The sequence below is a fragment of the Micromonospora craniellae genome, from assembly GCF_014764405.1.
In the GTDB taxonomy this organism is placed as follows: domain Bacteria; phylum Actinomycetota; class Actinomycetes; order Mycobacteriales; family Micromonosporaceae; genus Micromonospora; species Micromonospora craniellae.
Window position 1 is genome coordinate 1,480,009 of the sequence record NZ_CP061725.1, and the last position, 14,829, is coordinate 1,494,837.

General features: G+C 73.1%; 4 protein-coding genes. All 4 read right to left on the reverse strand.

Translation table 11 applies throughout. The features are described from left to right. Positions 1-11 precede the first annotated feature (11 nt). From ID554_RS06705 to ID554_RS06720, 4 genes are read right to left on the reverse strand one after another with little or no spacing between them, the layout of a single operon-like run. Complete coding sequence (locus ID554_RS06705; RefSeq protein WP_158573739.1) at positions 12-6,632, reverse strand: non-ribosomal peptide synthetase; 6,621 nt, start codon at positions 6,630-6,632, stop codon at positions 12-14. Next, the gene (locus ID554_RS06710; protein ID WP_117228496.1) at positions 6,619-10,827 is read right to left on the reverse strand and encodes a non-ribosomal peptide synthetase; all 4,209 of its coding nucleotides are present in this window, start codon (positions 10,825-10,827) and stop codon (positions 6,619-6,621) included. The genes ID554_RS06705 and ID554_RS06710 overlap by 14 nt, the downstream gene beginning before the upstream one ends. Then, a complete protein-coding gene (locus tag ID554_RS06715) occupies positions 10,824-12,605 on the reverse strand; it encodes a carbamoyltransferase family protein (RefSeq protein WP_117228497.1) in 1,782 nt (593 codons plus the stop codon). Before ID554_RS06715 ends, ID554_RS06710 begins: the two co-directional genes overlap by 4 nt. After that, positions 12,602-14,554, reverse strand: coding sequence for an amino acid adenylation domain-containing protein (locus ID554_RS06720; RefSeq protein WP_117228498.1), 1,953 nt, complete (start codon positions 14,552-14,554; stop codon positions 12,602-12,604). The genes ID554_RS06715 and ID554_RS06720 overlap by 4 nt, the downstream gene beginning before the upstream one ends. Positions 14,555-14,829: the final 275 nt, after the last annotated feature.

Consider the following 14,829-nt stretch of genomic DNA (forward strand, 5'->3'; position numbering starts at 1 on the left):
TCGGTGGCCGGCTAGGAGTTCGCCAGGAGCGTCCGGACGTCCTCGTCGGACATCGACTCGACGCTCTCCAGCGCCTCGGCGAGGAGGTCGTCCTGTTCGCCGAGCGCCTCGTTGATGGCCTTGGCCAGGTCCTCGACGTACGGCGCCTCAAGGATCCGGCGCAGCTCCAGGTCCACCCCGAACGTGGTGCGGATGCGGAACGCCACCTGCACGGCCTGGAGCGAGTGCCCGCCCAGGGCGAAGAAGTTGTCGCCGATGCCGACCCGCTCGACGCCGAGGATGTCGGCCCAGACGGCGGCCACCTCCCGCTCCAGGGCGTCGCGCGGCGCCACGTGGGCGCCTGCGGCCTCCGGCCGCTCGGGGTCGGGCTCCGGCAGCGCCGCCCGGTCGATCTTCCCGTTCGGGGTCAGCGGCAGCGTGCCCATCACCACGAACGCCGACGGCACCTCGTACTCCGGCAGGCGCTCGGCCATGAACTCGCGCAACTCCGCCACGTCCACGGACGCGCCGGCCGCCGGCTCCGCGTAGCCGACCAGGCGTACCGGGCCGGTGCCGGACCGCAGCGCCAGCACCACCCCGGAGGCCACCGTCGGGTGCGCCACCAGCACCGACTCGACCTCGCCGAGCTCGACCCGGAAACCCCGGACCTTGACCTGGTGGTCGGCGCGGCCGACGAACTCCAGCGTCCCGTCGGCACGCCAGGCCACCACGTCCCCGGTCCGGTAGAGCCGGGCACCGGGTACGCCGGAGAAGGCGTCCGGCACGAACCGGTCGGCGGTCAACCCCGGCCGGTTCCAGTAGCACCAGGCCACACCGGGGCCGCCCAGCCACAGCTCACCGGGGATTCCCACGCCGACCGGTCGGCCCCACTCGTCCACCACGTACGTGGTGGTGTTGGTGATCGCCGCACCGATCGCCCCGGAGCTGGCCGGCACCTCGGACAGCGGGTTGCAGGTCGAGATGCTGGTGACCTCGGTCGGGCCGTAGATGTTGTTCATCCGGGCCCCGCCCGCCCGCACCGCGGCGGCGATCGCACCGAGGTTGATCCGCTCGCCGCCGATGTAGACCTGCTTGAGCGTGGTGAACGCGTCCGGGATCTCGTTGACCGTGGAGTTGAACAGCGCGGTGACGATCGCGACGGCGGTGACCTGCTCGCGGCGCAGCAGCTCGACGAAGCGCGGCGGCGAGAGCGCCACGTCGGTGGGGACCACCACCACCCGGCCGCCGTTGAGCAGCGGCCCCCAGACCTCGAACAGCAGCGGGTCGAAGGAGGCGTTGGAGACCTGACCGACGGCGCGCAGTTCCTCGGGCCGGATCAGGTCGGTGTCGCGGAGCAGGCGGATGATGCCGCGGTGCGGCACGATCGCGCCCTTGGGCCGGCCGGTGGAGCCGGAGGTGTAGATGAGGGTCGCGGCGTCCTCGGCGACGGTGCCGGGGGCGGTGGGGGTGTCCCGGCCGGTCGGCAGCGGCGTCACGTCGGTGATGTCGACCGTCTCGCGGCCGGTCAGCGGGAGCTGGTCGAGCAGGTCCCGGTGCCCCACCACCACCCGCACGTCGGTGTCCGTGAGCATGAACTCCAACCGCTGCGCCGGATAGTCCGGGTCCAACGGCACGTACGCGCCACCGGCCCCCAGCACGCCGAGCATTCCCACGACGAGATCGGCGGACCGCCGGCAGCACAGGCCCACCAACGAACCCCGGCCCACGCCCGACTCCGCCAACCGCGCGGCCAGCGCGTCCGCGCGGGCCACCAGCGACGCGTACGAGAGCGACACCTCGCCGTCGACCACCGCCACCGCATCCGGCGACGACTGCGCCCACCCGGCCACCAGAGCGTCCACGGTCAGTTCCGGGGACTGGTCCCGGGCGGTCCGGTTCCACCCGTCGATCTGGGCGCGCTCGGCGGGCGAGGTGAGGTCCGCCTCGGCCAGCGACCGGTCCGGGTCGGCCACGATGGAGCGCAGCGCGGCCAGGTAGTAGCCGCGTACCCGCCGGATCTGCTCCGGCGGGAACTCGGTGGTGTGGTAGTCGAGCCCCATCAGCAGGCCGCTGGCGCCCGGGTCGCGCAGGAAGCCGCAGACGAACGGGTAGTTGGTCGGCTCGACCCGCATCGTGGTGAAAGAGTTGATCTTCGGGTCGACGATCCGGACGTCCCGGTCGGCCAGGCCGCGCATGACGTGGAAGTGGTTGTAGACGAAGTGCGTCTCGTAGAGCGACTCCCCGCCGGCCAGGCGCTGGATCTCTGCCATCGGGAAGCGGCGGTGCGGCAGCAGCTCGTTCTCCTCGTCGAGCATCGCCCGGATCAGGTCCGCCCAGGTGCCACCGGCCACGGTCGCCGTGACCGGCAACGAGTTGAGGAACAGGCCCCGCGACTCGGTGCCGTCCAGCACCTCCAGGCGGCCGTTGAAGGCCATCCCGGTGGACACCTCACGGCTGCCGGTCAGGTGGGCCAGCACCCGCATGTGCGCGGCGAACAGCACGCTCTTCAGCGGTACGCCGACACCGGCGGCCACCCGCTCCAACCCGGCGCAGAGGTCGTCCGGGATCTTCGTCTCCAGCCAGCGGTAGAAGTCGGAGTGTCCCGGCGGCAGTTCCCACTCCAGCAGCGGCTGCTCGTCCGGGGCGGGCTCCGGCTGCGCCAGCGGTTCCACCTCGGCGCCCTGCGGCCAGCGCGGCAGCCGGAGGCGGTTGGCCTGCCGGACCCGCGCCGACCAGAACTCCCGCTCCTGCGCCGAGGCGAGCGCCTCCCGCTCGGCCTCGACGAACTCCCGGTAGGTCGAGGCGGGCTTCGGGTCGGCGCTGCTCGACGGGTCCCGCATCAGCTCCATGTAGCGCTGGAGGATCTCGGTGATCGAGGAGTGCAGGCTCCAGCCGTCGAGGATGGCGTGGTGCTCGACCAGGGTCCACTCGAAGGACTCCGCGCTGCGCCAGTGGAAGACGAAGCGCCACAACGGCGGCCGGGCCAGGTCGAACGGGACGTCGCGCAGCCCCTCGATCACCTCGACGATGCGGCGGTCCTGCTCCCGCTCGTCCAGTTCGCGGACGTCGTACACCTCGATCGGCAGGTCCGCCTCGCGGTGCACCACCTGGAGCATCTCGCTGTACTCGCTGAGGTGGAACGAGGTCCGCAGGATGTCGTGCCGGTCGACGATCTGCCCGATGGCCCGCCGGATCAGCGCCTCGTCGAACGGCGCGCGGACGTGGAAGCTGTCGACGTTCTGGTACAGCCGACGTCCCTCGTCGGCCTCCATGTGGAAGATCATTCCGGCCTGGAGCGCCGCCATCGGGTACGCGTCCACCGCGTCCTCGGGCAGCCGCTCCCGGTCCGCCTCGGAGATCAGCGCGAAGGGCTGCCGCTCGGCGGCGGGAGCCTGCGCGGTGGTGACCGCACCGGCCAGCGCGGCGATGGTGGTGCGCTGGAACAGGTGCTGCAACGAGAAGTCGAGTCCCCTCGCGCGGGCCAGGCCGATCACCTGGACGCTGCGGATCGAGTCGCCGCCGAGGTGGAAGAAGTTGTCCTCGACGCTGACCTGGTCGAGTTCCAGGACGGTCGCCCAGATCTCGGCGAGGGCCTGCTCGGTCTCGTTGCGGGGCGCCACGTACGGCCGGGCCAACGCCGGGCGGTCGACGCCGGGCTCCGGCAGCCGCCGCCGGTCGATCTTGCCGTTGGCGGTCAGCGGGAAGGCGTCGAGCACCGTCACCACCGACGGGATCATGTGGCTGGGCAGCGTCGGTTCGAGGAACTCGTGCACCTCGGGGACGGTCAGGTCGCCCTCGGCGACCAGGTAGGCGACCAACCGACGTTCGGTGCCCGGCTCGCCGTGCGCGACCACCAGGCAGGCGCTCACCGCGGGGTGGGCCAGCAGCGCGGCCTCGACCTCGGCCGGCTCGATCCGGAAGCCCCGGATCTTGACCTGGTGGTCGAGGCGGCCCAGGTACTCCAGCGTGCCGTCGGGACGCCAGGTCGCCAGGTCGCCGCTGCGATAGCGCCGCCCGCCCGCGATCACCGGGTCGGCGACGAAACGCTGCGCGGTCAGCTCCGGCCGACGCCAGTAGCCGTGCGCCACGCCGTCGCCGCCGACATAGAGCTCACCGGGTACGCCGATCGGGGCGGGCCGTCCGTACTCGTCCAGCACGTGCAGACTCAGGTCGGCCACCTGCCGCCCGATCGGGCTGTGCCGCTCGGCCAGCAGATCGGCGGTGAGCAGGCAGTACGTGGTGTGCACCGTGGTCTCGGTGATGCCGTACATGTTGACCATCTCGGGGCCGGTCTCCGGGTGCCGGGTCCACCAGCGACGCACCGCGTCGGGGTCCAGCGCCTCACCCGCGAAGATGACCACCCGGACGGCCAGGCCCGTCCGACGCCGCTCGTCGACGGCCTCGAACTGACGGAACGCCCCCGGCGCCTGGCTCAGCACCGTGACCCCGGCGCGCTCCACCAGCTCGTAGAACGCCTCCGGGTCGCGGCTTTCCCAGTAGCGCACCACCGCCAGCGTGGCGCCGTGGGTCAGCGCGCCCCACGCCTCGAAGACGGAGACGTCGAACGAGGCCGAGTGGAAAAGGCTGAACACGTCCTGCGGGCCGAAGTGGAACTGCTCCTCGGTGGCCGCGAACAGCCGCAGCACGCTGCGGTGCGAGACCATGACCGCCTTCGGCAGCCCGGTCGAGCCGGAGGTGTAGATGAGGTACGCGGGGTCGTCGACCGCCGGGGCAACCAGGTCCGGTGCGTCGGTGGTGTCGGCGCGTACCGCCTCCTCGATCGCCACGGTGCGGACGTCCTCGGGCAGCGTGAGGTCGGACGGAATCGCGTCGCTCTGGGCCACGACGACCCGCAGGCCGCTGTCGCGCACGATGAAGTCGAGCCGGTCGGCCGGGTAGTTGGGGTCCAGCGGCACGTAGGCTGCGCCCGCCCGCAGCGCGCCGAGCATCCCGACGACCAGATCGGTCGAGCGTCGGCAGCACACGCCCACCATGTCGCCCCGGCCGACCCCGGCCCGGCGCAGGGTGGCGGCCACCGCGTCGGCGGCGGCCAGCAGCTCCGCGTACGTCGTGCGGGTCTCGCCGTCGAGCACCGCGACGTGGTCGGGGCGCTGCCGCGCGTGCCGGGCGACCAGGTCACCGAGGGGCGCGTCGACGGGGAAGGTCCGGGTGATGCCCGACCAGCCCTCGATCGTGGCGCGCTCCTGCTCCGGCAGACCGCAGACCTCGGCGACGGACCGGTCCGCGTCGGCGACCAGCCGCTGCACCAGGGTGAACCACTGCGCGGCGAAGCGGTCCATGGTGGTGGCGTCGAACAGGTCGGTGGCGTACTCCAGCTCCACCCGCATGCCGCCGGTGCCGGTGTCGTAGACCAGCAGGGTGAGGTCGAACTTGGCGGTGCCGGTGTCGATGCCGACCGGGTCGGCGGTCACGCCGTCGCCGAGCCGCCACCCGGCGGGGTCCTGGCGTTGCAGCACGAACTGCACCTGCACCAGCGGCGACCAGGCCAGCTCGCGCTCCGGCGCGAGCGCCTCCACCAGCGCCGCGAACGGCACGTCCTGGTGGTCCTGGGCGTCGGCCGAGGCGGTGCGGACCCGGCCGACCAGGTCGGCGAAGGTCGGTGCGCCGGAGGTGTCCACCCGCAGGGTGAGGGTGTTGACGAAGAACCCGACCAGGTCGTCCACCTCCGGCACCGGCCGACCGGCGACCGGCGTGGCCACCACCACGTCGGTACGGCGCGACCAGCGCCCGAGCAGCAGGGCGAAGCCGGCGAAGAGGACGTCGAAGACGGTGCTGGACCGCTGCCGGGCCAGCGACCGGACGGCGTCGGCCACTGCGGGCGCCAACTCGGCGTGCCGGGTCTGCCCGGCGTAGCTCTGCACCGGGCGGCGGACCCGGTCGGCGGGCAGTTCCAGCACCGGCGGCAGGTCGTCGAGCTGCTGCCGCCACCACTCGACGCCGTCCCGCACGCGGTCACCGGTGAGCTGGTCCCGCTGCCAGGCGGCGAAGTCGCCGTAGCCGAGGGACCGGTCCCGGGCCGGGGGCCGGACACCGGCGACCAGCGCCCGGTACGCCTCGGCGAGTTCACCGAGCAGGATCTCCAGCGACTGCCCGTCACAGGCGACGTGGTGGATCGACAGCCAGAGCAGCCACCGGTCGTCGGCGTGCCGGATCAGTCCGCCGCGCAGCAGTGGCGCCCGCGACAGGTCGAACGGTTCGGCGACGGCGGCCCGCGCCGCGTCCAGCGCCGCCGCCTCGGCTCCCGTCCCCTCGGCGCGCAGGTCGTCGACCCGCCACGACACCGGTGTACCCGCCTCGGCCCGGAGCAGCCGGGGCCGACCCTGCTCGGTGTCGATGGCGGTCCGCAGCGACTCGTGCCGGTCGACCAGGAGCTGCACCGCGGCGCCCAGCGCGTCGGGGTCCACCGCGCCGGTCAGCGCGAAGGCGACCGGCACGTTGTAGAGCGGCAGACCGGGCCGCCAGCGGTCGAGGAACCACAGGCGTTCCTGGCCCGGCGACAGCACCGTCGGCACGCCCGTGGCGACGATGACCGGACGGGCGACGGTGTCGGTGATCCCCGCCTGCGCGAGCAGGTGGTCGATGAGCTCGTCCTCGGTCGGCCCCAGCGACCCGGCGGAATCAGTGGTCGTCACCAGTGTTCTCCTTCGTTGCTGCGGACGCGGTGCCGAGTCGTGCGGCGCGTTCGGTGGGGCTGAGTCGGCGGACCTGCACGACGACGGCGGCGATCTGGTCGATCCGGCCGGCGTCGGGTCCCTCGGCGCGCAGGCGCCGGGCCAGGTCGGCGACGGTGGGTTGTTCGACGAGGTGGCGCACCGAGACCGGGGTACGCAGCGTGCGCTCCAGCCGGCCACAGACCTGCACGGCGTGCAGGGAGTGCCCACCGAGGCCGAAGAAGTTGTCGTCGAGGCCGATCTCGGCGACGTCGAGCACCTCGCCCCAGGTCGCGGCGATGATCTGTTCGAGCGGGTCGGCCGGGGCCCGGAAGGCGACCTGGTCGACTCGCTGGTCGGTGTCCGGATCGGGCAGCGCCGCCCGATCGATCTTGCCGTTCGGGGTCAGCGGCAGCGCGTCCATCACCACGAACACCGACGGCACCGCGTGCTCCGGCAGCCGTTCGGCCAGGAACTCGCGCAGCCCCGCCACGCTGACCGGGGCACCCGCCGCCGGCTCCACGTAGCCGACCAGCCGCACCGGAGCGCCGTCGGACCGCGCCGCGACGACCACCGCCGACGCCACCGCCGGGTACGCCAGCAGCGCCGACTCGACCTCGCCCAGCTCGACCCGGAACCCCCGCACCTTCACCTGGTGGTCGGCGCGGCCGACGAACTCCAGCGACCCGTCTGGCCGCCGGAAAACCACGTCCCCGGTCCGGTACAGCCGGGCACCCGGCACACCGGAGAAGCCGTCCGGCACGAACCGGTCGGCGGTCAGCCCCGGCCGGTCCCAGTACCCCCAGGCGACGCCCGGGCCGCCCAGCCACAGTTCGCCGGGTACGCCGACGCCGGCCAGGCCGTCCCCGTCGTCCACCACGTACGCCCAGGTGTTCCCGATCGCCGTACCGATGGCGCCGGTGCTGGTGGGCCGCGCCGTCAGGCGCGTGTAGGTGGCGAAGGTGGTCACCTCGGTCGGGCCGTAGATGTTGTGCAGCCGCGCCGGACCCTGTCCACCCTCGACGACCCGGCCCACCGTCCCCGGATCGAGGCTCTCGCCACCGAAGTAGAGCTGGTCCACGGTGGCGAAGGCGTCGGGCACCGTGTTGACGGTGGCGTTGAACAGCGCGGTGGTGATGAAGACCGTCGTCACCGACCGGGTACGCAGCAGCGCGGCGAGACCCGGCGGGGAGAGCACCGTCTCGGTGGGCACGATCACCACCTGCCCGCCGTTGGCGAGCGCGCCCCACACCTCGAAGGTGATGGCGTCGAAGCTGGCGTTGGCGAGCTGGGCGAGGACGGTCCGTGGGGTCAGCTCGACGTAGTCGGCTCCCCCCACCAGGCGGGTGATGCCGCGATGCGGCACCACCACGCCCTTCGGATCACCGGTCGAGCCGGAGGTGTAGATGACGTAGGCGGCGTCGTCACCGCCGCGCGCCGACCGGAGGTCGGCACGGGCGATCGGATCGACCTCACCGGCGGCCTCGGGCAGGGCGACGGCGTGCCGGTCACCGAGCGGGAACCGGTCGAGCGGATCGCGATGCCCCACCACCACCCGCACGTCGGTGTCCGTGAGCATGAACTCCAACCGCTGCGCCGGATAGTCCGGGTCCAACGGCACGTACGCGCCACCGGCCCGCAACACCCCCAACATCCCCACGACGAGATCGGCCGACCGCCGGCAGCACAGGCCCACCAACGAACCCCGGCCCACACCCAGCCCCGCCAACCGGGCCGCCAACGCGTCCGCCCGGGCCACCAGCGACCCGTACGACACCGACAGGTCCCCATCCACCACCGCCACCGCATCCGGCGACGACACCGCCCACCCGGCCACCAACTCGTCCACGGTCGACTCGGCGGGATAGTCGCGGGCCTGCCCGGCCCAGTCCAGGAGTCGACGCTCCTCCTCGGCGGGCAACGCGGACACCGACGTGATCGGGGCGTCGACATCGGCGAGCAGCCGCTCCAGCAGCACCGTCCACTGCACGGCGAAACGGTCGGCGGTCGACTCGTCGAACAGGTCGGTCGCGTACTCGACCTCCACGCCGAGATCCGGGCCGCCGGTGTCGACCACCGCCAGGGTGAGGTCGAACTTCGCGGTGCCGGTGTCGACCGAGTCGAGTTCAGCGACGAGTCCGTCGGACTCCCAGCGGCCCCGGGCGTGCTGGTTCATCCCGAAGGCGACCTGGGCGAGCGGGGCCCGGCCCTGGTCACGGTCCGGATCGAGGGCGTCCACCAGGGACGCGAACGGGATCTGCTGGTGGGCCTGCGCGGCGGCGGACACGGCGCGTACCCGGTCGACCAGGTCCCTGAAGGTGGGCGCGCCGCTCAGGTCGGCCCGCAGCACGACGGTGTTGACGAAGAAGCCGACCAGGTCGTCGAGTTCGGGCAGCGGACGCCCGGCGGACGGGGTCGCCACCAGCACGTCGGTCCGACCCGACCAGCGACCGACAAGCAGCAGGTACGCGGTCACCAGCAGGTCGAAGACGGTGACCGAATGGCTTCTCGCGGCGGCACGCAGCGCCGACACGGTCGAGGGGTGCAGCCGGTGCCGCAGGGTGGCGCCCGCGTGGCTGGCCACCGCCGGGCGACGGCGGTCGGCGGGCAACTCCAGCAGGCGCGGTGCACCGGCCAGTCGCTGCCGCCACCAGGCGACCTCGTCGGCGATCACCTGCGGGGTGAGCACCTCGCGCTGCCAGGCGGCGTAGTCGGCGTACGTCGGCGCGAGTGAGGAGGGGTCCCTTTTACTACACGAGGCGTTAGTAGGGGACCCTTCCTTACCGAAGATCTCGGCGAGCAGGATGTCCAGTGACCAGCCGTCGCAGGCGGCGTGGTGGACGGAGAGCCAGAGCAGCCACTGGTCGTCGGCGATCCGGACCAGTCCGCCCCGCAGCAGCGGGGCCTGCGCCAGGTCGAACGGTCGGGCGACACCGGCGGCGGCCAGTCGCCGCCCCTCCCGCTCACCTCCGGCGCGGGCGTCCGAGACGGTCCAGTCGATCTCCGCCGGGTCGGCCGTGCGGGCGACCGGACGACCGTCGACGGTCGCCAGCGCCGTACGCAGCGCCGGGTGGGCGGCCACCACCGCGCGGACGGCGTCGTGCAGCCGCTCGGGGTCGACCGTGCCGGTCAGCCGCACCAGCACCGGGACGTTGTAGAGGGCCGAGCCGTCCCGCAGCCGGTCCAGGTACCAGAGCCGCTCCTGCCCGAACGACACCACCGGATCGCCGGTGTGCGCGGTGAGGGCGGGCAGCGCGACCGCCGGCTCACCGGCGTCGACCAGCGCGGCGAAGTCGGCGAGGACCGGATGGGCGAAGATCTGGTCCACGGTGAGGGCCACCCCGCGCTCGGCCGTCGTCCGGGCGACGACCTTGGCGGCCAGCAGGGAGTGCCCGCCCAGGGCGAAGAAGTTGTCGTCGGCGCCGACCCGGTCCAGGTGCAGGACGTCGGCCCAGACGGCGGCGAGCAGCCGCTCCGTCGGGGTGGCGGGCTCGACAGGTTCGCTGGTGGGCAGGCTGTCCACGGCCACTGTCACGGGATCGGTCCCGCCCGCGCCCGGCAGGTGCCCGGTGCCCGCCACCAGCGCGGTCAGGATCTCGTCGAGACGGTCCAGGTGGGCGGCGACGCTCACCTGGCCGTACCGGTCCTCGTCGTGGTCGCAGCGCACCACCAGCCGACCGTCGCGGGCGGTGAACTCCAGGACGGCGTCGCACCAGACGATCTCGTGTTCGAGGTCGGCGACGTCGCCGGGGTCGAGTCCGCCGCCGAGCGCGCCGAGCGGGACCACCGCGATGCGTACCTCGCCGTCGGTCGCCGGCCGCGCCGCCGGCAGCGCCGTCGCGGCGCGCTCGGCCATCCGCCGCAACGGCAGCTCCGGTTCCACCGCGCAGTGCACCGCGCGCAGGGCGACGCCGTCGGTGTCGGCGACGATCACGCCGACCACGGTCGTCGTCGCGGACGTCCGACCCCGGTCGCCGGCCACCAGGGCCTGCGTCGCGGCGGCCAGCACCGCCGCCGGTGTGGTGCCGAGGTTGTCGGCGAGGACGGTCAGGTCCGCCTCGGTGACGTCGAGCGCGCGGGTGGCCTCGCCGCGACGGAACGACAGGCCGGGCATCACCTCGTCGTCGGCGGCGAGGGTCGCGGCCACCAGGGGGCCCCGGCTGACCTCGACGGTCACGGTCGGTCCTTCCCGGCGCTCGGCGGCGTGACCGTGTACGACCCGATGACCAGGCGGTCCAGTCCACCGCGCAGCAGGGTGTCGACGGCGATCTCCGGGTTCCGCACGATGGGCTGCCCGCGCAGGTTGAAGGAGGTGTTCAGCAGGACCGGGATGCCGGTGCGGTCGGCGAACGCGGTCAGCAGCTCCCAGAGCAGGGGGTTGCCCTCGCGGGTGACGACCTGCACGCGGGCGGTGCCGTCGAAGTGGGTGACCGCACCCAACGAGTCCCGGTGTTCCGACCTGGTGCGGGTGGTGAACAGCATGTGCCGGAAGCGCTCCTCGTCCCCCGGCTCGATCTCGAAGTACGTCGACGCCGCCTCTTCAGTGACCACCGGTGCGAAGGGACGGAAGTCCTCCCGGCGCTTGATCAACGCGTTGATGTGGTCGCGCATCCGCGCGTCCCGTGGGTCGGCGAGGATGCTGCGGTTGCCCAACGCCCGGGGGCCGAACTCCATCCCGCCCTGGAACCACGAGACCACCTCGCCGGCCTCCAGCGCCTCGGCGGTCCCGGCGAGCAGCCGCGCCCGGTCCGGTACGTGCCGGACCACCACGTCGGTCCGGCTCCCGACGGCCGCGCCGATCTCCTCGTCGGTGTACGAGGTGCCCCAGTACGGCATGGACATCGCCGGGATCCGCGTCGCCGGCTCCTGCTGGGCCTGCACGTAGAGGGCCGCACCGACGGCCGACCCGTCGTCGCCCGCGCCCGGCGGGATGAAGATGCGCTCGAACAGTCGACTGCGGGCGATCACCCCGTTGGCGGAGCAGTTCAGCGCGACGCCACCGGCGTAGCACAGGTCCCGCAGCCCGGTCTCGCGCCGGAAGTGCCGCAGCACGTGTACCAGGCAGAGTTCGACCACCGCCTGGAGGGCGGCGGCGACGTCCCGGTGCCGCTGCTCGATCGGGGTACCCGGCTGCCGGGGCGGACCGAAACGCTCGGCGAGCAGGGCCAGCACGCCCCGGTGCGTCTCCCGCTCCCGCAGGTCACGGTCGGCGGCCAGCGCCGACACCGTGAACGTGCCGCCGTCGAGCAGCTTGACCAGCTTCGACATCTCGGCGAAGTGGACCCGCCGGTCCCCGAAGGCGGCCAGGCCCATCACCTTGTACTCGTCCATCATCATGTCGAAGCCGAGGTACATGGTGAAGACGCCGTAGAGCGTGCCGATCGAGTGCAGCGCGGGAATGCGGTGCAGGACCTCCAGCTTGCCGCCGGTGCCCGCCGCGACGGTCAGGCTCTCCGTCTCCCCCATCCCGTCCGCGACCAGGACCAGCGCCTCGTCGTACCCGCTGGGGTAGTAGGCGCTCGCGGCGTGGGCGAGGTGGTGCGGGACCGGCGCCAGCTTCGCGGCCCAGTCCACGCCCGGGAACTCCCGCCGCAGCCAGGTCAACTGCACGTCGGGGTCGTAGACCTCGGCGTACCGGGTGGCCAGGTAGGGGTCGGACAGGTCCAGGTCGGCGGCCCGGTGGGCGAAACCGTGTGCGACGACGTCGATCTCGTCGGGGGTGACGCCGGTCCGCCGGAGCGCGTCGCGGATCGCGTGTGCCGGGAAGCTGCCGGTCGCCTTCTCGGCGGTGTACCGCTCCTCGGCCGCTGCGGCCCGCACCGCACCGTCGACGACGAGTGCCGCCGCCGAGTCCAGGCCCTGCACGACCCGGTACTCGCGGGCACTGAGGTCCGGCAGCTCACGGCGTTTGAAGTCGACGCTGTTGTGCAGTCCGCTGATGCCCAGAACCCTCATGATGGCGTCTCCTCGGAACCGGCCCGACGGTGGATGTGTGCCGTCGCCGCCTCCCGCAACGCCCGCCGGTCGACCTTCTGGCTGGGCGTGAGGGGCAGCTCCGGTAGCGCGACGATCCGTTGCGGCAGCAACGCGGTGGGCAGCGACGCCGCCAGGTGCTCGCGGAGGGCCGCGTCGGTGACCGTCGGTCCGTCGCCGCCGGTCCGCACGTACAGCACGAGCCGTTGGTCGTCCTCGGCCGCGCTCACCACCACCGCCGCCGCCTGGTTCACCGCCGGATGGCGCTCGGCGTACGTCTCGATCTCTTCCAGCTCGATCCGGTGTCCCCGGATCTTGACCTGGTTGTCGGCGCGCCCGTGGTACGACAGCGTCCCGTCCGGACGCCAGGCGCACAGGTCACCGGTGCGGTACTCGTCGTCCCGGAACACCTCGGCGGTGCGGTCGGCGTCGCCGAGGTACCCGACGGCGAGCTGCGGACCGCCCACGTGCAGTTCACCGACCTGCCCGACCGGCACCGGCCGCCCGTCGCGCCCCCGGACCACGGCGACGGTACCCGGCAGCGGTGCGCCGATCGGCACCGGATCGGGCACCGGCCGATCGAGCCGCTGGGCGGTGCACCAGATGGTGGCCTCGGTCGGCCCGTAGACGTTCCACACGGTGGCCCCGGTGTCCACCAGGCGGGCGGCCAGGTCGGCGGTGACCGCCTCGCCGCCGCAGAGCAGCGTCCGCCCGGCGAGGTCGCCCGAGAGGTGCGGCAGGAGCAGCCGCCAGCCCGACGGTGTCGCCTGGATCAGGTCGGGCCGGGCTGCGGACAGGTACCCGCCCAGCCGGGCCGGGTCGCGTCGGGTCGCGTCGTCGACGAGCAGCAGCCGACCACCGGTGGCCAGCGGCAGGAAGAGTTCGAGCAGCGAGATGTCGAAGGTCAGTGCCGTCGTGCCGGCCACCGTCCCGGGTGCCAGCAGGTCGGCGAAGGTGGCGACGCAGTGCGCCAGCGCGGCGTGCGACACCCCGACCACCTTCGGACGGCCGGTCGAGCCGGAGGTCGACATCGCGTACGCGAGATCGTCGCCGGTCGGCGGGTCACCGGCTGACGTGGCCTCGACGGGAAGCGGGGCCGCAGCCGGGAGCGGGTCGCCGTCCGGGGGCGCGACGACCCGGCAGCCCGGACGGGTCACCGCCTGCGGATCGGTCAGCACCGCGAACCGCGCGTCCGCAGTGTCGAGCAGGGTGTCCAGCCGGGCGCGCGGATGCCCGGGATCGACCGGCAGGAACGCGGCCCGCAGCGACCACACGGCCAGCAGCGTGACCACCAGCTCGGCCCGGCGGGGCAGCCCGACCGCGACCACGTCGCCGGATGCCACGCCCGCCGCCCGCAGTACACCCGCGTACCGGTCGGCCGCCGCGACGAGGTCGGCGTAGCTGACGCTGCGCGTGGCCTCCTCGATCGCGGTGGCCTGCGGCCGGGCGAGCGCCTGGGCGCGGACGAGGGCCGGCACGCTGTCGCCCGGCGCGCGGCCCGGGCGATGGGCGGCCGCGACGATCCGGAGGTCCTCCTCGCCGTGGAGGTCGATCGCGCCGACCGGCACATTGTCCGCTGCCCCGAGGGCACGGTCGACCCGCCCGGCCAGCAGCGCCGCGTCGGCCGACGGAGTGACGTCCGCTCCGGTGACCAGGACGTGCGGCCCGTCGCCGTGGTCGACCCGGATCGCGGTGACCGCGCCGAGGCGCGCCATCTGCTTGCCGACGGCGGCGGCGAGGACCGACCGGCGGGCCCGCCACGGCGCCGACACGGTCACCGACCGCCCGGTCGCCGGGTCGGTCAGCTCACCGGTGACGGTCTGCGCGGCGCCGGCGTGCGCGAGCACCAGCAGGCTCGCCGCGACTGTCTCGACATTGACCGACGCACTCGCCCCAGCGGCGTTTCCGGTAGCCACCAGCGATCGCGTCATCGCGTACTCCCTAATACCGACGAGGGCAGCGAGAAGCAATTCATCGCCTCGCCACCCACCCCATTCGTGTCGGACGAGTGATCCTTCAATTACTGTCCGTGTCCGGAAATTGGATCGCCTCCCGCCGAGTTACGAGGCAGCACGCTAGGAGTGACCGGATCGGGGTGTCAACGGGCACAGCCGGGCGGAACCAATCGGACATGCCACCGAAGATTGGGTCAGATACCCCGGCGTACGTGCCATCTTCGGGCCGTTTTTGCCTAGTTCCGGCGCGC